Genomic DNA, 20,229 nt, shown 5'->3' with positions numbered 1-20,229 from the left:
CCCGTACCGGCCCTGAACTGCGGATTCTCAGCTTCTGAGGCGTCGTTCCGGTGTGCCCGGCGTGTGTCGGGCCGGTGACGACTTGGCGAATCACCTGTGTGGCAGCCTGCGCGGCAGGCCAGAACGCAGGTAACTTCCGAAGTGACGGGTCGTGCGCATGCGGCTCGTCCCGGGAGGCCCTGGTCGTGGCAGTCACTAGCGCGAGAGGGCCGGCACCGGGCCCTCGTTGGCGACCCGCCTGAGGCGAGCCGCCGAGCCAGGGGCCTAGGACCGGCCCAACGAGGAAAGCGGACGCCGTGCCGCGTTCGTCAGGGAGTTGCCGTGACCGCACCGCGTTCGGCCAGGCGTTCCGCCGGCCAAGGTTCTTCCCGCAGTTCCTCCCGCGGCGCCTCGCGTCGTACCACCCCCACCCGCCACATCTACGTGCTGGACACCTCCGTTCTGCTCTCGGACCCCTGGGCGATGACCAGGTTCGCCGAGCACAACGTGGTGCTGCCGCTCGTGGTGATCAGTGAACTGGAGGGAAAGCGGCACCACCCCGAACTCGGCTGGTTCGCCCGCACCGCCCTGCGCATGCTGGACGATCTGCGGTTGCGGCACGGCAGGCTCGACACCCCGGTCCCGATCGGCGACCACGGCGGCACGCTGCACGTTGAGCTCAACCACCAGGACCCCTCGGTGCTCCCGGCCGGTTTCCGGACCGACTCGAACGACGCCCGGATCCTGGTCTGCGCGCTCAACCTGGCCGCGGAGGACCCGGCCTCGGTCGTGACCCTGGTGACCAAGGACATCCCGCTGCGGGTGAAAGCGGCGGCGGTGGGTCTCACCGCGGACGAGTACCGCGCCCAGGAGGTCACGCCGTCGGGCTGGACGGGAATGGCGGATGTCGAGGTCCCGCAGGACGTCGTGGACGCGCTGTTCGCGGAGAACGTGGTCGACCTCGTCGAGTTCGGTGTGGACACGGTGACGGACATGCCCTGCAACACCGGTCTGCGGCTGCTGGCAGGCACGTCCAGCGCGCTGGGACGGGTGACGCAGGACAAGAAGGTGCGGCTGGTCCGCGGCGACCGTGAGGTCTTCGGCCTGCACGGGCGGTCGGCGGAGCAGCGGATCGCCCTGGACCTGTTGATGGACCCGGACGTGGGCATCGTGTCCCTCGGCGGGCGCGCCGGCACGGGCAAGTCGGCGCTGGCGCTGTGCGCGGGCCTCGAGTCCGTGATGGAACGGCGTCTGCACCGCAAGGTGATCGTCTTCCGGCCGGTGTACGCGGTGGGCGGCCAGGAACTGGGCTACCTCCCGGGCTCGGAGAACGAGAAGATGCAGCCCTGGGGCCAGGCCGTGTTCGACACCCTGGGCGCGCTGGTGAGCCCGCCGGTGATCGAGGAGGTGCTGGACCGCGGCATGCTGGAAGTCCTGCCGTTGACCCACATCCGCGGCCGGTCGCTGCACGACAGCTTCGTGATCGTGGACGAGGCGCAGTCCCTGGAACGCAACGTCCTGCTGACCGTGTTGTCCCGCCTGGGCACGGGCTCCCGCGTCGTGCTGACCCACGACGTCGCCCAGCGCGACAACCTCCGCGTCGGCCGGCACGACGGCGTCGCGGCAGTGATCGAGAAGCTGAAGGGCCACCCCCTCTTCGCGCACATCACCCTGACCCGCTCGGAGCGTTCGCCGATCGCGGCCCTGGTGACCGAGATGCTGGAGGACTACCCCGGCTGAAACTGAGAACAAACCGGCAGGGCTCACCGCGGCCCTGCCGGTTTCTCTTTGCCCGCAACCGGAGTAGCTCGCCTGGGTGACTGACGCCGCCCGCCCGCCCGGTCCAGCCGGAAACCGACAGTCCCGCAACGACTTGGTCATCGGGGCCGGTCACAGGACTGGCGGCGCGCACACCAGTCTGCTGTTCGCGTCGCGGACATGGGGCGGACTGGGACTTTCTGGGCCCAAGACCGGTTCCTTGCCGGCCCGCATGGGTATGCGAAGGGTTGGCCGCCGTCGACGAGGTGCCGTCCCCTGAAACCCCAGGAGTAGGTCAAAGCCTCACCCCACCCGCATGTTCCCGGTTCGCTGTTCGGGATGGGCCGTAGCTCGCGCTGTTCCATGCGTGTGCGCTGAGGCTAGCGGGTCTGTCGTTTGCGGAGGACTACTCGACGGTCTGGGGGTTGGGGCCCGAGGCCGAGCGTCGCGCGTTAGCGGCTCGGTCGACTCGGTGTTTCTGGCTCAGCCAGGAGTCGGGCTGCGGCCCACCACAGCGCGGGTACGGTGCGATCCGGCACAGCACTAGAGACGCGCATTCCGCTTGGCGCAATTGCATGGAAGCCATGCAGGGTGGCGGCGACGGCACCGCCACCCTGGGCGTCCACCGAGGTTCGGTCCGGTGTATCTATCCTTTGTGGAGGGTCACCAGCCGGATGGGAGGGGGCGGCCTTCGGCGAAGCCGGCGGCGGACTGGATACCGACGACGGCCTTGGCGTGGAAGTCCTCAAGGGTCGTGGCGCCGGCGTAGGTGCACGCGGACCGGACTCCCGAGCAGATGCCGTCGAGGAGGTCCTCGACGCTGGGGCGGGCCGGGTCAAGGCGCATCCGGGAGGTGGAGATGCCTTCCTCGAACAGGGCTTTGCGTGCCCGGTCGAACGAGTTGTCGCTGCGGGTGCGGGCGGAGACGGCTCGTTTCGAGGCCATGCCGAAGGATTCCTTGTAGGGCTGGCCGTTCTCGTCGTGCCGGAGGTCGCCGGGCGACTCGTACGTTCCGGCGAACCAGGAGCCGACCATGACACTGGCGGCACCGGCCGCCAACGCGAGCGCGACATCGCGGGGGTACCGCACACCGCCGTCTGCCCACACATGCTTGCCGAGTTCGCGCGCCTGTTCCGCACACTCAAGCACGGCCGAGAACTGGGGGCGGCCAACGCCGGTCATCATCCGGGTCGTGCACATCGCGCCGGGGCCGACCCCGACCTTGAGGACATCGGCGCCCGCGTCCACCAGATCCCGTACACCTTCGGGTGTAACGACATTGCCCGCGACCAACGGCACACCGGGATCAAGCGCCCGCACGGATTGCAACGCGGACAGCATCTTCTCCTGATGTCCGTGTGCGGTGTCCACAACGAGCGCATCGACTCCCGCGGCGAGCAGTTCCCGGGCACGGGCGGCCACGTCGCCGTTCACGCCGATCGCTGTGGCGACACGGAGTTTGCCGTCGTTGTCGAGCGCGGGCGTGTAGAGCTCTGCGCGCAACGCACTGGTTTCGGTCAGGACGCCCGCGAGCCGCCCCTCGTCGTCCACGCCGACCGCGATCCTGGCTGTGCGGCCGTGCAGCTGCTCGAATACCTTGCGGGGCTCGGTGGTGAGCGGGAATGTGGGCACGTCCGGGTCGGCAACGTCACGGACGCGGGTGAACCGGTCCACGCCCGCGCAGGCGTACTCGTCCACCACGCCGGTCGGCCTGCCTTCGTCATCCACCACGACAACCGCGCCGTGGGACCGTTTCGGGAGCAGGTTGAGGGCGTCGGCGACCGAGTCGTTCCCGGTGAGCACCAACGGGGTGTCCCACACCGGATGGCGGGATTTCACCCACGCGACGATCTCCGCGACCGCCGCCGGGTCCACATCCTGTGGCAGCACGACAAGTCCGCCACGGCGCGCGACCGTCTCGGCCATCCGCCGTCCCGCGACCGCCGTCATGTTGGCCACCACGATCGGGATCGTCGCACCCGTACCGTCCGATGTGGACAGATCGACGTCGAACCGGGACGCCACCGCTGACCGGCCGGGCACCAGGAAGACATCGTCGTAGGTGAGGTCGTATCCCGGAGCCTGCCCGTTGAGGAACTTCACGGCCCAACTTTACGGACTCACGGCGGGCTTCGTCGTCGAAGCGCCCTTGAGCAGGCAGAACGGATGCCCGGCGGGGTCGGCGAACACCCGCCACCCCCGCGCATCCACATGCAGCAGTTCCCCACCCAGAGCGACGACCTGGCGCTGTGCCTCATCAAGATCGGCGACCTCGACATCCAGATGAAACTGCTGTGGATACCCAGGATCGGGCCACCGCGGAGCCCGATAGCCGGCAACCCCCTGGAAGGTGAGCACCATCCCGCCGTCGAGGTGCAGCGTCGCGAACACACTGCTCACACCCCACCGACGATCCGGCCGATTGACCTCCCCACCAACAAGCGCCTGGTAGAACCGCGCCAACCCGACCGCATCAGGACAGTCAAGAACAACACACTGCAACTCTCCGATCACAGCCGGCACCCTATTCAATTCTCAGGTCCCAAACAGACTCCTTTCCGGCAAGTGACCCCGATCCCCGCCGCACACATCAAAAGATCGAGTGGGTGGGTCTGGTCACAGACCTGTTCCGCGGGAGTGGAGGCCATGGGTCACGATTGGCGGTGTGGTGGTGCGGGCGGGGCCCGCGGTGTGGTGGTGCGGGCGGAGCCCGCGAACACGCCCGCGAGCTGGGCATGCTGCGGGTCGGCTTGGTGCGAGGGGACAGCGGCCGGATCGCCGCCTCGCCGGATCCCCGCGTGGTCAAAGAGGTTCACGTCACCATGTACCGCATCCTCTGGGAGCTGGCGCATGTCTTCTTCAAGCAACCGGGGGTGCTCCGGTGACCGAGTGTCATGACGGCGTCTGCGTCACGTGCTCGGACCAGGCCGTCGAGGTCTCCGTGGTCCGGTTGCTCGAGGGCGAGCTGGCGATCGTGGCGACCGGCAGCGGCGAGGAAGAGGTGAGCGTCGTCGGCGGGGCTTGCGGTGTGGCGGTACGGGTGGGGCTCGCGGTGTGACCGAATCGACCTGCCCCTGGCCGAGTGAGTGTGGTGGGCGGTCGCGGGCGTGGTGCGCCGGGCTTGTGGTGGCGTGGAGCCAGGTGGCTCGCCGAGCCGAGCCGATCGCAGCTGATGGGAGCGTGGCTCGTGGTGGCGCGGTTGGGTCAGGTGGTGGGTGGTGGTGTGCCTTTCTGTGGGAGGAGGGCGCGGACGGCCGTGATGGTGTCGGCTTCGGCGGGGGTTTTGTCGGGGCGGTAGCGCAGGACGCGCGCGAAGCGCAGCGCCACGCCGCCGGGGTAACGCGGGCTGATCTGGGCACCGTCCAGTTCGATCTCGACGACGAACTCCGGCCGTACGTGCACCACCCACGACTCGGTCTGGTCCTGGGTCTTGATCTTCTGCAGTTCGGTGGTCTGCCAGGCCAGCAGTTCGTCGGTCATGCCCTTGAACGTCTTGCCCACCATGATCGGGGGCCCGCCGTCCGGATCGCGGGCCCCCAGATGCAGGTTGGACAGGTACCCGGTACGCCGGCCGTGGCCCCACTCCGCGGCCAGCACCACCAGGTCCAGGGTGTGCTCCGGTTTGACCTTCTGCCAGGCCTTCCCCCGTCTGCCCGCCGCGTAGGCAGACGTGAGGGCCTTCACCATGACTCCCTCGTGCCCGGCTTCGAGTGCCTCCGCCATCAGGTGCGAGGCCTGTTCCGGGGAGGGAGCCACCAGTCCGGGGATGACGTGCTTGCCCACCGCCGCGCGCAGTGCCTCGTTGCGCTCGCTCAGTGGGGCGTCGAGCAGGTCGGTGCCATCCAGGTGCAGGCAGTCGAAGAAGTACGGGTGCAGCAGCAGCTCTCGTTCGCTGGTAGCGCCAAAACGACTCATCGTCTCCTGGAACGGGCGCGGCTTCCCGTCATCAGTCAACGCGAGCGTCTCGCCGTCCAGCACAACCGAGCCGCATGGCAGCTCCCGCACCAAATCGACCAGCTCGGGAACACTCTTGGTGATCTCCCGCAGGGTGCGCGTGAACACGTGCACACTGTCGCCGTCCTTGTGCACCTGGATGCGTGCACCGTCCATTTTGTACTCGACCACGCACTCGCCCAGCTCCGCCAGAGCGTCCTCGAGCGAAGCCGCCGGGGAGGCGAGCATCGGGCGGACCGGGCGCCCGACCTCGAGCCGGAAGGACTCCAGCTCAGGCTGCCCGCCGGTCAGGGCCGCGACAGCGGTCACCGGAAGGTGCCCGGACAGCATGAACGCACGCCGCACCGGCTCAGCCGGCACTTCGGCCGCCGCGGCGATCGCGTCCAGCATCACACCTTCCAATGCCCCCTGCCGCAGCTCGCCGGTGAGCAACCTGCGCAGGAACTCCTGCTCGGCCGAAGTGGCCGCCCCGAACAACGACGTCAGCAACTCGGACCGGCGCTGGGCCGATCCCTTGCCGCTGGTCGTGGACAGCTCCTCCAGTACGGCGTCGGTCCGTTCCACGGTGAGCGAGGGCTCCGCCGCGGGCTGGACTTCCAGCTCGTACAGGGTCCGGTAGCCGATCCCGGTCCGGCCCTGGCGTGGGGCACCGGACAGGAACGCGACCGCCGGACCGGCCTCGGCACCCGCCTGCGCGATCAGGCTCGCCAAGGCCCGGACCTTGGCCAGCCGGGATCGCGTGGCGGCGACCGCCCCGGACGTGGTGACGACATCGATCAGAAGCACAGGGACATCGTGCGCCATGGCACCGACAATCCGCGGGCCTTCGACCATCAAAAACGACCGTCGTGACCATGCTGACCTGCAGTAGGACGATCGGACGGGTGAACTTCCCGGGTCCGACTTTGGTCGGAGACCCGGCACTACCTCAGACGCATGGTCGCCACTCCGCAGGCCGGGCATAGTGGCGGATGTGAGTGAAGCGATCGCCCACCGGCTCCAGCTGCGCATGCGCCCACCCGCCAACCAGGTCCATCCCCGGGCCGTGCTGTGGTGGGCGGCGCAGAGCGCGGTGTTCTGGGTAGTCCTGTTGGTGGGCCTGGGGATCGGGCAGTTCTTCGCGGACAGCCCGCTGTGGATGGTGTTGTTGCTGGCAGGCCTGGCTGTGGTGGCCGTCGCCGACCTGCTCATCGAGCCGCGCCTGCAGTACCGCGCGCACCGCTGGGAGGTCACTGAACAGGCCGTTTACGTCCAGTCGGGGGTCCTGGTGCGGGAGTGGCGGATCGCGCCGCTGTCCCGCGTCCAGACCGTCGACAGCGAGCGAGGCCCGCTGCAGCAGTCGCTGGGCCTGGCGACGGTCACCGTGACCACGGCGTCCGCGTCGGGGCCGTTGAAGATCCGTGGCCTGGGCAAGGACGAGGCCGCCGAGCTGGTCGACCGGCTGACCGCGATCACCGAGGCGACGCCCGGAGACGCGACATGACCACCACGACCGAGAAGGGCTGGCAGCAGCTCGACAAACGCACGATCTTCGTCGCCCCGCTGACCCCGCTGCTCTCGGTGGTCGGCGTGGTCGGGCTGATCGTCATCGTGCGCGGCTGGGACAAGGTCGGCTTCTGGGAACCGGCCATCACCGTCGGCATCGCCGTCGCGCTGTTCGTGGGCAACGCGTGGAAGTGGTCGACCACCCGCTATCGCATCACCGACACGCACGTCGAACTCCACAGCGGCGTGGTCACGCGCAAGCACCGTTCAGTGGCCAGGGACCGTGTCCGGGCGGTCGACATGTCCGCGGACATCTTTCACCGTGTGTTCGGTCTGTCCGTGGTCACGATCGGCACCGGGCGGCATGTCACCGAATCGGAGGACGAGGTCAAGCTCGAATCGGTGTCCACGCGGGAGGCCGAGAGCCTGCGCCTGCTGCTGATGCGGTCCGACGCGCCGATCGTCCGCGACGGCTCGATCACCCGGTTCGACACCAAGTGGCTGCGGTACGCCCCGCTGACGGTGCTCGGTTTCGTCGCCGTCGTCGTGATCATCGGCGGTATCACCCAGCTCGGCCGGACGATCGGCGTGAAGGTCTGGGAGACCGGCCCGGTCCAGCGGATCTTCGACTGGTACCTGACCGAGCCGCTGGCGCTGACCATCACGGTCACCGCGGTCGTGGTGCTGCTCCTGAGCATGCTGCTGTCGGTCGTGCTGTACGCGGTCATCTACTGGGGTTTCGAACTCACCCGCCACGGCGGCACGCTGCGAGTCCAGTACGGGCTCATCAACAAGCGGTCGGTGTCCATCGAGGAGCGACGGCTGCGCGGGGTGCGCATCGACGAGCCGCTGCTGCTGCGGTCGGTCGGCGGCGCGAAGGTCAAGGCCGTCGCGACCGGCCTGGGCAAGCGCAACAGCAAGGACGAGAAGTTCGAGGCCGAAGCCGACCTGCTGCTGCCACCCGCGCCCAGGGCAGACGTCGCGGAGGTCGCCGCGGAAGTCCTGAAGGCCCGCCCGGCGCCGACGGACATCCAGCTTCGCAGGCACCCCCGGGCGGCGGCCCGCAGGCTGATCATGTGGATCACGCTCGCATCCGCGGTTCCCGCGACCGTGCTGGGCACTCTCTCCGCGTTCGACCTCACCCCGGACTGGATCTGGCAGCTGCTGCTGGTGCTCATTCCGCTCGGCTTCCTCAACGGGCTGGGGGAGTACCGCGGCCTCGGACATGCCCTGACCGACGAACACATCGTGGTGCGCTGGGGCGTGACCCCGAGGACCACTGTGGCCATCCAGCGGACCGGGATCGTGGGCTGGAAGATCCGACAGACGATCTTCCAGCGCCGCCCCAGGCTGGTCACCGTCACGGCCACCGTCGCCGCGGGCAGTGGTTCGTACTCGGCCCGCTACGCCGGACAGGACGAGGGCCTCGAGTTCGCCGCGGCCGCCGTACCTGGGCTTTTGGCGCCCTTCCTGGACCACGAGCAAGTTTGAAAATTGGTTGAACCAGGTCCGTTATCTAGTCGTGTTCATAGCGAGGAGCAGGTAAGGACCTGAGGAGTGGTGTATGTCCCCGTTGAAGAGCACCGGCCGGCACCGGAAGCGGGCCGTGATCGGCCTTGCCGCTGTGCTGGCTGTCGGCGGCATCGCGGCCGCCGCGATCGCGTTCAGCTCTGGCGACAGCCAGGCCGCCGAGGACTGTGGTGGTCTGGACACCGCACTGCAGAACAACCTGAACTTCATCGCCGGCCAGAAGGCCAACCCGGACGCCCAGTCCGAGGCCCGCATCGCCAACCGCCAAGCCGTCGTGGACCAGATCCAGTCCCGCCGCCAGGCCGCGGGGTGCACCAAGAATGTGCAGGCCGACGCCGCCGCGGCCGCGCCCAAGACTTCCGGTGAGGACTGCGGGGGGCTCGACCAGGCCCTGAAGAACAACCTGAACTTCATCGCGGGCCAGCAGGCCAACCCCGACTCGCAGTCGGCCGCGCGGATCGCCAACCGCCAGGCGGTCGTCGACCAGATCCAGTCCCGCCGCAAGGCGGCGGGCTGCACGTCGAACGTCAAGGCCGACAACGGCAACGCTGCTCCCGCGAACAACAACAACGCGAACAACAACGCGGGCCAGAACAACAACAACCAGGCGCAGAAGCCGCCCGCGAACAACAACAACGGTGGTGGCGCTGTCGGTCAGGTCGTCTGCGCTGGGTCCACTGTGACACTTTCGGGTGAGGCCGGCGCGCCGGCCGCGTCCAGCAACCAGTTCCCGGTCGGCACCAAGCTCAAGGTGACCAACCTGGACAACAACAAGGCCACGACCGTCGAGGTCACTTCGGCATCGGGAAGCTGTGCCCTGCTCAACAACGCGGCCTTCGAACAGGTCCGCGAGCCGGGCAAGTTCCTGATCCGGCGGGCGCGCATCGAGCGTGTCGGCTGAGATCCCCTGGTCGCGCCGCGTGAGTGGGCCATGCTCACGCGGCGCGGGCAGCGGCCTCGAACTCCGTGACGGCGGCGCGGAGGCGGTCGGGGGTGAGCGTCGCGTAGCCGACTACCAGGCCGGGGAAGGTGCCTTTTGTTGCGTAGCCGGTGAGGGCCGCGACGTTCACGCCACGGGCGGCGAGCGCCTGCGCGAGCAGGCGGTCGTCGATCCCGTGTGGCAGCCGGACCACAACGTGCAGGCCGGCCGCGATGCCGATCGGCTTCCAGTCAGGAAGCTTGTGCGCCAACGCTTCCAGTAGCGCGTCCCGGCGTTTCCGGTACAGCGAACGGGATCGCCGCAGGTGCCGGTCGTAGCCGCCGGACCGCAGCATCCACGCCAGAGTGGCCTGCGGCAGGGTGGCACAGCCCATGTCGGCCAACCGTTTCCGGGCGACCATGGCCGGATGCACACGATCGGATACGACTCCCCAGCCGAGCCGGAGCGCGGGCGAGAGCACTTTGCTGACACTGCCCTGATAAATCACCCGATGTGGGTCAAGTGCCTGCAGGGCACCGAGAGCCGGCCGGTCGTAGCGATGTTCGGCGTCGTAGTCGTCCTCGATGATCACGCCGTCCACCGACCTCGCCCACTCCAGCAGGGCGTGCCGTCGCTCCGGATGGAGCACCACACCGAGCGGGAACTGGTGCGCGGCGGTGACAAAGACCGCCCGACTGGATGTATTCGCCAGATCGGACACTCGCAGTCCGTAGTCGTCCACCGGCACCGGGACGGCCTCAAGTCCTTGGGACGCAATCATCTCGCGTTCACCTGGGTGGCACGGATCCTCGACGGCGATGCTCGTGTGACCGGTCATCCGCAGGTGTTCGAGCGTCAGCCGGAGGATGTCCGCGGCACCATAGGTGACGATGATCTGGTCGGGTGTAGCGGCTACAGCGCGAACCCGCCCGAGATAGCTCGCCAGTTCCGTTCGCAGGCCCAGGAATCCGGCCGGGTCCGGGTAGGACAGTTCGTCGTCGGTCAGTGACGCCAGCGCGGATCGCGTCGCCGACACCCATTCCGCGCGTGGAAACGCTGACAGTGCTGGAATTCCCGTACGCAGGTCGATCCGCCACGCAGGCTGCGCGGCCGACGGTCCGATGTCGGGGCCGCCGGGGTCGATCGAGGCGACCGTCGTGCCCGAACCGTGCCTGGCGAGCAAGTACCCCTCGGCCACGAGCTGCGCATATGCCGCCGTGATCGTGCCCCGCGCGACACCAAGCTGCCCCGCGAGATCGCGGCTCGAGGGCAGTCGGGTCCCGGGTTGCAGGCGGCCGTCGCGGATCGCCTCCCGCAGCGCCGACTCGATGGCCCGGCCCCGCTTCGGCGCCTCCGGGAGCAGCAGCTCCCGCAAAGTGGTCCAGTTCTCAGCCATGGAAGTGGAGCTTAAGCCTGGACCACATCTGCGGCACCCTCGATCGGGTGAACAAAGCGATGTGGTCGGCGGCGGTCGCGTCCTTGCTGGTCGGCGGCTCGGTGCCGGTCACCGGGATGCTCGATGGTTACCCCATTCTGTTGGGACAGGCGATCCGGTACGGGATCGGCGCGATCGCGTTGCTGATCTGGCAGAAGGGCCGGTTACCGCTGCCAGGCAGACGAGACATCCCTGGTCTGGTCGGCATGGTCGGCGCGGGAATGCTCGGCTTCAACGCGACCATCCTGATCGCCCAGCGCTACGCGACCCCGGGCCTGGTCTCGGCGGTGATCGGCATCAGCCCGCTGGTCCTGGCGATTCTCGTGCCCGCCCTGCGCCGGGAACGCCCGAACCCCAGAGCGCTGGGTGGGGCGGCGGTGGTGGTGCTGGGCGTTGTCGTTCTCACCGGCGGTGGTTCGTGGCACGGTCCCGGCCTGCTGCTCGCCCTGCTGGTGCTGGCCTGCGAAGTGACGTTCACGCTCGCCGGTGTGGGCGTGGTGGAGCGGATCGGCGCAGTCGCTGCGTCCACATGGGCCTGCATCGGTGCGGCAGCCGGTGGCTTCACGGTCACGATCTGGGAAAGCGACTGGGCCCTGCCAACCTGGACGCAGGCCGCGGCGTTATTGGTACTGGGCACCTTGGTGACCGCCGTGGCCTTCGCGTTCTGGTACACCGGCGTCCGCCGTCTGGGTGCCGACCGAGTGGGCGTCCTCATTGGACTCATGCCGTTGTCCGGACTGGGGGTCGCGGTGATCGTCGGCGCTCAGCCGCTGACGATCACCGCGTTGGGCGGCGCCCTGGTGGTCGCCGCCGGCTGCTTCGTCGGTCTGTCATCCCGAAGGGCGGAACGAGTTCACTTGAACGCGTGATAGACCGAGATCATGTCCTTCTCTCCGTGACCGAGGTCCTGCGCCTTGCGCATCATCCCGCCGACGGCGTCGGCCACCGACGTGTCCACGCCGGCATCGCGCATCGCGTCGGCGATCAGGCCCATGTCCTTGACCGCGCCGTCCAGGCTGAAGCTCGGCGTGAAGTCGTCCTTGATGATCGCGGACCCCTTGAGCCGGGCCACCATCGAGTCGGATGCGGCCCCGTTGATGGCCTCCAGGAACAGCGCCGGGTCCAGGCCGAGCGCCTCGGCGAACGACATGGACTGCCCGGTCCCGGCGATCAGGTAGCCCATCCACCCGTTGACCACGAGCTTGAGCTTGGTGGCCGGGCCCGGCTCGTCGCCGACCCACATCGTCCGGCTGCCGACCGCGTCGAACACCGGCGTGACAACGGGTTTGAACTCCTCGGCGCCGGACGCGACGACCAGCAACGTGCCCTGCTCCGCGGGCTGCTTGGTGCCGAGGACCGGCGCGTCGACAAACCGCTCGGTCGTCGCGGCGAGCCGGGCGGTGTCCTGGACGCCGACGGTGCTCATCTGCGCCCACACCGTGTCCGGGCCGAGCCGGACGTCCTTCATCGCCTCCTCGACCGAGGCCGCGTCGAACAGCATGGTGATGACGAGATCAGCGCCGTCCACGGCCTCGGCGGGCGTGGCCGCGATCTCGATCCCGTGTTCCGCCAACGGTTCCGCCCGCTCACGGGACCTGTTCCATACCCGCAGCGGGATTCCGGCCCTGGCGATGTTCCTGGCCATCCCGGCACCCATCGTGCCGGTGCCCAGCAGCGCAACCCTCATTTGCCGCCTCCACGGGCCATCCGCAGCACGTCGAGCGCCTCGTCGAGCTGCTCCAGCGTGAGCTTGCCGGACTCGACGTGGCCGCGTTCGATGACGACGTCACGGATGGTCTTGCGTTCCTTCAAGGACTGTTTGGCGATCGACGCCGCCTCCTCGTAGCCGATGTACTTGTTCAACGGCGTCACGATCGACGGCGACGACTCGGCGTACTCACGGGCGCGCGCGGCATCGGGTTCCATGCCCGCGACGACCTTGTCGGCCAGCAGCCGGGCGACCGCGGCGATCAGCTTCGCGGACTCCAGCACGTTGCGCGCGATCACCGGCAGCATCACGTTGAGCTGGAAGTTCCCTTGGCTGCCGGCGAACGCGACGGCGGCGTCGTTCCCGATGACCTGGGCAACGACCATCATCGTCGCCTCGGAGATGACCGGGTTGACCTTGCCCGGCATGATCGACGAGCCCGGCTGCAGGTCGGGCAGGTGCAGTTCGGCGAGACCGGCCCGCGGGCCCGAACCCAGCCAGCGGATGTCGTTGGCGATCTTGAACAACGACACGGCGATCGCCCGGAGCTGGCCGGACGCCTCCACGACACTGTCCTGAGTGGCCTGCGCCTCGAAGTGGTTGCGTGCCTCGGTGAGCGGCAAACCCGTTGCCTTGGCCAGTTCCTCGGACACCTGCGCGCCGAAGCCCTCGGGCGCGTTGAGTCCACTCCCGACAGCCGTACCGCCGATCGGCAGCTCCGCCAGCCGGGGCAGCGAGGACTCGAGGCGTTCGATGCCGTAGCGAGCCTGCGCGGCCCACGCCCCGGCCTCCTGTCCAAGTGTGATGGGCACGGCGTCCATCAGGTGAGTACGGCCGGACTTCACGATCTCGGCCCACTCGGCGGACCGTTTCTCGAGTGATTCCGCTAGGTGCCGCAGTGCTGGGATGACGTCCTTGGCGACCGCCTCGGTGGCAGCGATGTGGATCGTCGTCGGGAAGGTGTCGTTGGACGACTGGGAGGCGTTGACGTGGTCGTTCGGGTGCACGTCCCGGCCGAGCGCCCTGCTCGCGAGGGTCGCGATGACCTCGTTGGCGTTCATGTTCGACGAGGTGCCCGAACCGGTCTGGAAGACGTCGATCGGGAAATGCTCGTCGTGCAAGCCTTCCGCGACCTCGTTCGCGGCATCGGCGATGGCCCCGGCCAGATCGGCGGGCAGCACGCCCAGCCGTTCGTTCACCCTGGCAGCGGCCCCTTTGAGCAGGCCGAGCGCCCGGATCTGGGCCCGTTCCAGGCCACGGCCGGAGATCGGGAAGTTCTCCACCGCTCGCTGTGTCTGCGCACGCCACAATGCGTCCACCGGCACGCGCACCTCGCCCATGGTGTCGTGCTCGACGCGGTACTCAACTTCAGACATACCCCGAGTGTTCACCCTAGGCTCGGTGTAGCGCTCGTCGTAGGCTCGTGATCGTTCCCACCACCACGGGGGTGTTTCTTGTCCACCGACGTCGACCTTCTCATCGTCGGGGCCGGCCCGACCGGCCTGTTCGCCGCCTACTACGCGGGTTTCCGGGACCTGAAGACCGCGGTCGTGGACTCGCTGCCCGAGCCGGGCGGTCAGGTCACGGCGATGTACCCGGAAAAGCTGATCTTCGATGTGGCCGGGTTCCCGGCCGTGCGCGGGCGTGACCTGGTCAACGCGCTCGTCGAGCAGGCCGGGCAGTGGAAGCCCACGTACCTGCTCGGCCGCAAGGCCGACACGCTCACCCCGGTCGACGGGCGGTTCGAGGTCGGTCTCGGCGACGGGACCGTGGTCAACGCCGGTGCCGTGCTGATCACCGCCGGGATCGGCGAGTTCACGCCGCGGCCGCTGCCCGCGGGCGACGGCTGGCTCGGCCGCGGGATGGTCCACTTCGTGCCGGAACTCGAGGTGTACCGCGACAAGCACGTGGTCGTGGTCGGCGGCGGTGACTCCGCTTTCGACTGGGCACTGGCCCTGCACCCGATCGCCGCATCGGTGAAACTCGTACACCGTCGGGCGAAGTTCCGCGCGCACCCGCCCACAGTGCGTCAGGTCGAGGCGCTCGGCGTGCCGATCATTACCGACGCCGAGGTGACCGTGCTGCGCGGCGAGCCCACGGTGCGTGAGGTCGAGATCCTGGTGAAGGGCGGCGAGCCCACCGTCCACCCGGCGGACGTCGTCGTCGCGGCCCTGGGTTTCACCGCGGACCTGGGGCCGCTGGAGTCCTGGGGGCTGAAGCTGAACCATCGGGCCATCGAGGTGGACAGCACCGGCAAGACCGCGGTGGACATGATCTACGCGGCCGGTGACGTCGCCCAGTACCCCGGCAAGGTGAAGCTGATCGCCACCGGGTTCGGCGAGGCCGCGACCGCCGTCAACAACATCGCGGTGGCGCTGAACCCCGAAGCGCACCTGTTCCCGGGGCACTCCAGCAACGAGGGCTAGGTTTTCCGCGGATCCAGGGCGGCGACCACGGCGTGGGTCGCCTCGCCCAGGATCTCGACCTGTTCGCGGGTCAGGTGGTCGAAGAAGTGCCTGCGCACCGAGTCGACATGGCTCGGTGCGGCCTGCTGGATCGCCTTCAGGCCGGCCTTGGTGAGCACGATCGTGGCTCCGCGCGCGTCTTCCGGACAGTCCTCGCGCGTGACCAGGCCGCGTTGCTGCATCCGCGTGACGTGGTGGGACAACCGGCTCTGCGACCACAACATCCGCTGTGCCAGCTTGGTCAGCCGGTAGCGGTGGCCTTTGGTCTCCGACAACGCCGACAGCACGTCGTAGTCGGGTTCGGACAGGCCGGAATCCTGCGCCAGGTCGCGGTTGACCTGCGCGTTCAGCAGCAGGTACATCCGCCGGTAGCCGCGCCAGGCACGGTCTTCGGCTTCGTCGAGCCAACGCGGTTCGGGCATGCCTGCCACTGTAGCGTTTGTTGACATGTCATGTACGTTGGGAACATGGCTGAACTTCAGCAGTTGTTGCAGGACAACAGGCATGGCACCGTTGCGACGATCAAGCGGGACGGCCGGCCGCAGCTCTCGCCGGTGTCGTTCGTGTTCGCGGACAACGTGATCCGGTTCTCCACCACGGACGACCGCGCGAAGGTGAAGAACCTGCGGCGCGATCCCCGGGTGAGCTTCTACGTCCCGGCCCCCGGCTACGACGGGTACATCGTCGCCGAGGGCACCGCCGAGTTGTCGGCTGTCGCCGCGGATCCCAATGACGACACGGTGAACGCGCTCGTCGACGTCTACCGGTCGATCGCCGGGGAGCACCCGGACTGGGACGAGTATCGCGCGGCGATGGTGGCCGACAAGCGGTTGGTCGTCACCATCCCGGTGGACCGGGTGTACGGCTGGGCACGTTAGCCGACCACCTGAACGATCGCCTTCACCGGCAGCGAATCGAAGAAGATCTTCGCCGCTTCGGGGGACAAGTGCACACAACCGTGTGACTGGTCGGTGAGGGAACCTTCGTGGAACGCAACACCTCCGGCGGCGAAGAACACCGAATGGGGCATGTTGTCCCCGTAGATGCTGCTGCGGTGCTCGGCGTCCTTCCAGGCCACCTTGAAGGTGCCCACCGGGGTCTCCTGGCCCGGCCGGCCATGCGTGGTCGGTACCGGGCCGTACTCCACGACACCGTTGTTCATCAGCCACGCGAGGTCCTGGGACAGGCTCACGCAGGCGCGGACCTCAGGCCCGCACGGCGGTGCCGGTGGAGCGGCACGCTGTGGTTCCGGCGACGGTGTGCTGGTGGCCGTGGTCGTTTCCACGGTGGTAGTCGGTGCCGGAGCCGGCAACGGCTGCGCCTGCGGCTGGGAACAGGCGGTGAGCAGCAGCCCAGCGGCCGCGCAGAGCATGACCAGTCGCATGAAAAAAGACCTTCCCTTGTCGCGTCAGCCTTACTCACGCGACAGAGGGAAGGTCGGTTGCAGACGAATTTCGATCTAGCGAACGACCTCGACGACGTCACCCACGCTCAGCGACGCGAAGTACTTCTGCGCCGCGGCCATCGACAGGTGGATGCAGCCGTGCGACTTCACGCTCAGGCTGCCCTGGTGGAACGCGATGCCGCCGTTGAAGAACACCGAGTAGGGCATCGGAGCCATGTTGAACTCCTTGCTCTTGTGGTCCTTGTCCTTCCACTGCACCCTGAAGGTGCCGGGCGGCGTCAGGTGGCCTGGGCGGCCGGTGGTGATCTTCACCGGGCCGTAGACGACCTTGCCATTGTCCATCAGCCAGCTCTGGTTGGTGGACAACGAGATGCACGCCTTGGCGGCGGCACTGCACGGCGCCGCGGACGGCTGCGCCGGGGGCTGCGGCTGCGGCGTGGTGGTCTTGGGCTTCGGCTTGGTCGTGGTGGTCTTCGTCGTCGTCTTGGTGGTGGACGACGTGCTGCTGGACGTCGACGTCTCCGCGGCGCTCGAGGTGGTCGTCGGCGTCGTGGTGGAGGTCGTCGTGCTCGTGGTGGTCTGGGTCGACGAGTTCTGTGAGCCCGCGGCCAGGACCGGCTGCGGCTGCGAGGTGCCGCAGGCGCTCAGCAATGCCGTCGCGGCGATTGCCGCCCCGATGACCAGCTTACGAACCTGCATTGCCCGTCTCCCTCAGTGGTGTGATCCCTTGTGACCCTAAAGACGGTTCGTTATAGCCCTAGGTTGCGCCGAGTGAGGTCTCGGCCCGATCTCGGTCGGGTCACGTCATCTGATGGGCTATCCAGTCCTGATAAGCCGCCACGTTCGTGTATATCGATGGTCCCGTTCCGCAGTCGGAGCTGTCGTTGCCGGAACGGCTGGTCAACCCGGCCAGCTCCCAGCCGGTGGCGGTTTTGACGACCTCAGGGCCACCCGAGTCGCCGTAGCAGGCGCCGGCCCCGCTCGGACTGTCAGTACAGAGTTCGAGGGTTCCGTCGATGTCGTGACAGCCGGTCGTTGCCAGCACGGTGGTGTCGAGTTGCTGCAAGGTTTGCGGCGAACCGCACGCTCCCGGCTTGGGGCAGGTCTGGCCCCAGCCCAGCAGCCGGACGGCGGTGGTGGGAGTGACCTGTTGGGCGATCGGAATCGGCGCCGACTTCGCGGGCATCGCGAGTTTCAGTAGCGCGATGTCGTTTCCGGGGTGGACCCCGTCGAATGCGGAATGGAGGAGGACCTTGATAACGGGGACGAGTTCTCCGTCGTGCGCCCGGTCATTGCTGCCCACCCGGACGGTCATGTCACTCGGCGGATTGTTCTGCACACAATGAGCCGCGGTGAGTACCCATTCGGGCTTGATCAGGGCGCCGCCGCAGAAATGCATGCCGGCCGCGTCCTGTAAGGAGGCCGCGAATGGATAGGGCTGGTCGGCGTCTTTGCCGCCGACGATGGGTACCGCAAGAAAGGCCAGGCCCGCGACCAGGGTACGCAGCACCGTTCGAAACTACTGACCCGATCGTGGCCCGGCGATCCGGCGGGCGAATGAACCTCCGCCCGGCCGGATCGCTGTTAGTAGCCGATATTCACTGAGAAGTGTCAGGGCAGCGGCGGGAGCGTGTCGGCATCGTCGATCTTGTCCTTGCGGTCGAAATCCACAGTGGAGTATTCGCGGAGCTTGGTCAGCCGGTGGAATCCATCGATCATCCGGACCGTTCCGGACTTGGACCGCATGACGATCGATTGGGTGGTGCAGCCACCCGATCGGTAGTGCACGCCGCGCAGCAGGTCGCCGTCGGTGATCCCGGTCGCGCAGAAGAACAGGTTCTCGCCGGAGACGAGGTCGTCGGTCGCCAGCACGCGGTCGAGGTCGTGGCCCGCGTCGATGGCCTTGGCCCGCTCGGCGTCGTCCCGCGGCCACAGCCTGCTCTGGATCGCGCCGCCCATGCACTTCAGCGCGCAGGCCGCGATGATGCCCTCCGGCGTGCCGCCGATGCCCAGCAGCATGTCCACACCGGTGTTCGGGCGGGCCGCGGAGATCGCGCCCGCGACGTCACCGTCGGAGATGAAGTGGATCCGGGCGCCCGCGTTGCGCACCTCGGCGATGAGCTGCTCGTGCCGCGGCCGGTCGAGGATGCAGACGGTCACGTCGGAGACGTCGGTGTGCTTGGCCTTCGCGACCCGGCGGATGTTCTCCGCGACCGGCGCCGTGATGTCCACCACGTCCGCAGCCTCCGGGCCGACGGCGAGCTTCTCCATGTAGAACACGGCCGAGGGGTCGAACATCGCCCCGCGCTCGGCCACCGCGAGCACGGCGATCGCGTTCGGCATGCCCTTGGCCATCAGCGTCGTGCCGTCGATTGGGTCCACGGCGACGTCGCAGGCGGGACCGGTGCCGTCGCCCACCTCCTCGCCGTTGAACAGCATCGGCGCCTCGTCCTTCTCGCCCTCGCCGATCACCACGACCCCCTGCATGGTCACGGTGTTGATCAGCTTGCGCATAGCGTCGACCGCCGCCTGGTCACCGCCGTTCTTGTCGCCACGGCCGACCCAGCGGCCCGCGGACATCGCCGCGGCCTCAGTGACTCGGACCAGTTCCAGCGCGAGGTTGCGGTCGGGCAGTTCAGGCGTCGTCATGCTTCCGCTCCTTCTCGTCGGCCCATCGATCCTCGCAGATCGGACCGGGGGTGCGGTAACGGCGCGTCACACCGGCTGCGACGATGAAGGCGTGGCGTCCGAACAAAAGCCCCGTGCCCGGCAGAGCGCAAGGGACATGATCCTGTCGCTCGCGGTGCTGCTCGTCATCATCGGTGCGACCGTATGGCTGACCCGCGGATGCCAGTTCAGCCCCAACGGCCCCACGATCGACCCCTCGTCGCTGCCCACGGTGGACGCGAACCGCGAGCTCAGCGGCGCCGCCCGCCGCGTCGACTTCCCAGTGCGCGCCCCAGCGGTGCCCGCGGGCTGGCGGTCCAACTCGTCGAACACCGTCCCGATCGGGACCGGCGCGGACGCGACGACCGCCGTGCGCGTGGGATGGATCACCAGTGGCGGAAATTACCTCCGGCTGAGCCAGTCCAAGGCGGCCGCCGACGCATTGGTGGTGATGGAGGCCGGCGGCGGCATCTCCCCGGACACCAAGGGAACGGTGGACGTGGCGGATACCAAGTGGACGAAGTACCCAGGCAGGGGAACGGAACTGTCCTGGGTCACCTCACTGGCGGGCACCCAAGTCCTCATCACCGGCAACGGCACCCCGGACGAGTTCCAAACCCTCGCCCAAGCCACCCAAACCGCCCAACCCCTCCCCACGACCTGAGGCTGAGGTTGGACGGGCTGAGAATCCCGACGGCCTACGGATCTGTACGGGACACGTGCCGCTTGGATCTGCCCATCCGGTTACGCGAACTGGGCCTCCTCGGCCGGGCCGTTCTGAGGGACGCGAGGCAGTGGTTGTCGACTGGCGTGCATGGAATCTCGACCCCGTGCGCGCCAGCCGGTCGCCGTGTTCCCAAAGACTGAGCCGCCCAGGCCAGGACCTGATTGCCGCAAGACGGTGCCACACGCCGCGACATCCGG

At 68.2% G+C, this 20,229-nt stretch carries 19 protein-coding genes and 2 pseudogenes; 10 read left to right on the top strand and 11 right to left on the bottom strand.

Annotated elements, in window-relative coordinates; translation table 11 throughout:
- Positions 1-321 precede the first annotated feature (321 nt).
- Positions 322-1,719, top strand: coding sequence for a PhoH family protein (locus tag AB0J95_RS41440; protein WP_364770635.1), 1,398 nt, complete (start codon positions 322-324; stop codon positions 1,717-1,719).
- Between the two features lie 681 nt (positions 1,720-2,400).
- Here AB0J95_RS41440 and AB0J95_RS41435 read toward each other — a convergent pair.
- The gene (locus AB0J95_RS41435) at positions 2,401-3,840 is read right to left on the bottom strand and encodes a GuaB1 family IMP dehydrogenase-related protein (protein WP_364770633.1); all 1,440 of its coding nucleotides are present in this window, start codon (positions 3,838-3,840) and stop codon (positions 2,401-2,403) included.
- Between the two features lie 9 nt (positions 3,841-3,849).
- A complete protein-coding gene (locus tag AB0J95_RS41430; protein WP_364770631.1) occupies positions 3,850-4,251 on the bottom strand; it encodes a VOC family protein in 402 nt (133 codons plus the stop codon).
- A 200-nt stretch (positions 4,252-4,451) separates the two neighbouring features.
- Between AB0J95_RS41430 and AB0J95_RS41425 the strand changes: the two are divergent.
- Together AB0J95_RS41425 and AB0J95_RS41420 are read left to right on the top strand one after the other, a co-directional pair.
- Positions 4,452-4,622, top strand: a pseudogene (locus tag AB0J95_RS41425) (phosphoheptose isomerase); the annotation flags it as partial.
- A pseudogene (locus AB0J95_RS41420) lies at positions 4,619-4,747 on the top strand (hydrogenase assembly protein HupF); the annotation flags it as partial. The pseudogenes AB0J95_RS41425 and AB0J95_RS41420, both read left to right, overlap by 4 nt.
- Before the next feature lie 194 nt (positions 4,748-4,941).
- On the opposite strand, the gene AB0J95_RS41415 reads toward AB0J95_RS41420, so the two are convergent.
- Positions 4,942-6,477, bottom strand: coding sequence for an ATP-dependent DNA ligase (locus tag AB0J95_RS41415; RefSeq protein WP_364770629.1), 1,536 nt, complete (start codon positions 6,475-6,477; stop codon positions 4,942-4,944).
- 187 nt (positions 6,478-6,664) lie between these two features.
- On the opposite strand from AB0J95_RS41415, the gene AB0J95_RS41410 reads away from it, so the two are divergent.
- The 3 genes from AB0J95_RS41410 (at position 6,665) to AB0J95_RS41400 (ending at position 9,607) form a co-directional block, all read left to right on the top strand.
- Complete coding sequence (locus AB0J95_RS41410; RefSeq protein WP_364770627.1) at positions 6,665-7,174, top strand: PH domain-containing protein; 510 nt, start codon at positions 6,665-6,667, stop codon at positions 7,172-7,174.
- Positions 7,171-8,667 (top strand): PH domain-containing protein, encoded by a 1,497-nt coding sequence (locus AB0J95_RS41405; RefSeq protein WP_364770625.1) that lies wholly within the window; start codon positions 7,171-7,173, stop codon positions 8,665-8,667. The genes AB0J95_RS41410 and AB0J95_RS41405 overlap by 4 nt, the downstream gene beginning before the upstream one ends.
- Before the next feature lie 322 nt (positions 8,668-8,989).
- Positions 8,990-9,607 (top strand): hypothetical protein, encoded by a 618-nt coding sequence (locus AB0J95_RS41400; protein ID WP_364770711.1) that lies wholly within the window; start codon positions 8,990-8,992, stop codon positions 9,605-9,607.
- 34 nt (positions 9,608-9,641) lie between these two features.
- On the opposite strand, the gene AB0J95_RS41395 is transcribed toward AB0J95_RS41400, so the two are convergent.
- Positions 9,642-11,021, bottom strand: a complete 1,380-nt coding sequence (locus AB0J95_RS41395; protein ID WP_364770623.1) for a PLP-dependent aminotransferase family protein — start codon at positions 11,019-11,021, stop codon at positions 9,642-9,644.
- Between the two features lie 47 nt (positions 11,022-11,068).
- On the opposite strand from AB0J95_RS41395, the gene AB0J95_RS41390 reads away from it, so the two are divergent.
- Positions 11,069-11,929, top strand: a complete 861-nt coding sequence (locus AB0J95_RS41390; RefSeq protein WP_364770621.1) for a DMT family transporter — start codon at positions 11,069-11,071, stop codon at positions 11,927-11,929.
- Here AB0J95_RS41390 and AB0J95_RS41385 read toward each other — a convergent pair.
- Together AB0J95_RS41385 and AB0J95_RS41380 are read right to left on the bottom strand one after the other, a co-directional pair.
- The gene (locus AB0J95_RS41385) at positions 11,914-12,747 is read right to left on the bottom strand and encodes an NAD(P)-dependent oxidoreductase (RefSeq protein WP_364770620.1); all 834 of its coding nucleotides are present in this window, start codon (positions 12,745-12,747) and stop codon (positions 11,914-11,916) included. The two genes, AB0J95_RS41390 and AB0J95_RS41385, sit on opposite strands and share 16 nt — an antisense overlap.
- A complete protein-coding gene (locus AB0J95_RS41380) occupies positions 12,744-14,144 on the bottom strand; it encodes a class II fumarate hydratase (protein WP_364770619.1) in 1,401 nt (466 codons plus the stop codon). Before AB0J95_RS41380 ends, AB0J95_RS41385 begins: the two co-directional genes overlap by 4 nt.
- A gap of 78 nt (positions 14,145-14,222) precedes the next feature.
- Between AB0J95_RS41380 and AB0J95_RS41375 the strand changes: the two genes are divergently transcribed.
- Entirely contained in the window at positions 14,223-15,194 is a 972-nt protein-coding gene (locus AB0J95_RS41375) for an NAD(P)/FAD-dependent oxidoreductase (RefSeq protein WP_364770618.1), read from the top strand.
- Here AB0J95_RS41375 and AB0J95_RS41370 read toward each other — a convergent pair.
- Positions 15,191-15,655 carry a MarR family transcriptional regulator gene (locus AB0J95_RS41370; RefSeq protein WP_364770617.1) on the bottom strand — a complete coding sequence of 155 codons (465 nt, stop codon included), beginning with the start codon at positions 15,653-15,655 and terminating at the stop codon, positions 15,191-15,193. The two genes, AB0J95_RS41375 and AB0J95_RS41370, sit on opposite strands and share 4 nt — an antisense overlap.
- A gap of 45 nt (positions 15,656-15,700) precedes the next feature.
- On the opposite strand from AB0J95_RS41370, the gene AB0J95_RS41365 reads away from it, so the two are divergent.
- Entirely contained in the window at positions 15,701-16,111 is a 411-nt protein-coding gene (locus AB0J95_RS41365) for a PPOX class F420-dependent oxidoreductase (protein WP_364770615.1), read from the top strand.
- Here the strand turns inward: AB0J95_RS41365 and AB0J95_RS41360 are convergent.
- The 4 genes from AB0J95_RS41360 to glpX all read right to left on the bottom strand — a co-directional run bounded on the left by AB0J95_RS41360 (position 16,108) and on the right by glpX (position 19,287).
- Entirely contained in the window at positions 16,108-16,617 is a 510-nt protein-coding gene (locus AB0J95_RS41360; protein WP_364770613.1) for a L,D-transpeptidase, read from the bottom strand. The genes AB0J95_RS41365 and AB0J95_RS41360 overlap by 4 nt on opposite strands.
- A 75-nt stretch (positions 16,618-16,692) precedes the next feature.
- Entirely contained in the window at positions 16,693-17,337 is a 645-nt protein-coding gene (locus AB0J95_RS41355) for a L,D-transpeptidase (protein ID WP_364770611.1), read from the bottom strand.
- A gap of 100 nt (positions 17,338-17,437) precedes the next feature.
- Positions 17,438-18,148 carry a serine protease gene (locus AB0J95_RS41350; protein WP_364770609.1) on the bottom strand — a complete coding sequence of 237 codons (711 nt, stop codon included), beginning with the start codon at positions 18,146-18,148 and terminating at the stop codon, positions 17,438-17,440.
- Between the two features lie 101 nt (positions 18,149-18,249).
- Positions 18,250-19,287 (bottom strand): class II fructose-bisphosphatase, encoded by a 1,038-nt coding sequence (gene glpX, locus AB0J95_RS41345; RefSeq protein WP_364770607.1) that lies wholly within the window; start codon positions 19,285-19,287, stop codon positions 18,250-18,252.
- A gap of 91 nt (positions 19,288-19,378) precedes the next feature.
- Here glpX and AB0J95_RS41340 point away from each other — a divergent pair, with 91 nt between their 5' ends.
- Positions 19,379-19,969, top strand: coding sequence for a DUF4245 domain-containing protein (locus AB0J95_RS41340; RefSeq protein WP_364770605.1), 591 nt, complete (start codon positions 19,379-19,381; stop codon positions 19,967-19,969).
- Positions 19,970-20,229: the final 260 nt, after the last annotated feature.

Source organism: Actinocrispum sp. NPDC049592, assembly GCF_040675465.1.
GTDB lineage: Bacteria > Actinomycetota > Actinomycetes > Mycobacteriales > Pseudonocardiaceae > Kibdelosporangium.
The sequence above is the reverse complement of the archived record's forward strand: the minus strand, read 5'-3'. Positions and strand labels throughout refer to the sequence as shown.

Excerpts from the sequence above, each read along its gene's own strand:
- AB0J95_RS41405 (WP_364770625.1), top strand. The coding sequence starts at position 7,171 with ATGACCACCACGACCGAGAAGGGCTGGCAGCAGCTCGACAAACGCACG.
- AB0J95_RS41395 (WP_364770623.1), bottom strand. The coding sequence starts at position 11,021 with ATGGCTGAGAACTGGACCACTTTGCGGGAGCTGCTGCTCCCGGAGGCG.
- AB0J95_RS41385 (WP_364770620.1), bottom strand. The coding sequence starts at position 12,747 with ATGAGGGTTGCGCTGCTGGGCACCGGCACGATGGGTGCCGGGATGGCC.
- AB0J95_RS41380 (WP_364770619.1), bottom strand. The coding sequence starts at position 14,144 with ATGTCTGAAGTTGAGTACCGCGTCGAGCACGACACCATGGGCGAGGTG.
- AB0J95_RS41370 (WP_364770617.1), bottom strand. The coding sequence starts at position 15,655 with ATGCCCGAACCGCGTTGGCTCGACGAAGCCGAAGACCGTGCCTGGCGC.
- AB0J95_RS41365 (WP_364770615.1), top strand. The coding sequence starts at position 15,701 with ATGGCTGAACTTCAGCAGTTGTTGCAGGACAACAGGCATGGCACCGTT.
- AB0J95_RS41360 (WP_364770613.1), bottom strand. The coding sequence starts at position 16,617 with ATGCGACTGGTCATGCTCTGCGCGGCCGCTGGGCTGCTGCTCACCGCC.
- AB0J95_RS41355 (WP_364770611.1), bottom strand. The coding sequence starts at position 17,337 with ATGCAGGTTCGTAAGCTGGTCATCGGGGCGGCAATCGCCGCGACGGCA.
- glpX (WP_364770607.1), bottom strand. The coding sequence starts at position 19,287 with ATGACGACGCCTGAACTGCCCGACCGCAACCTCGCGCTGGAACTGGTC.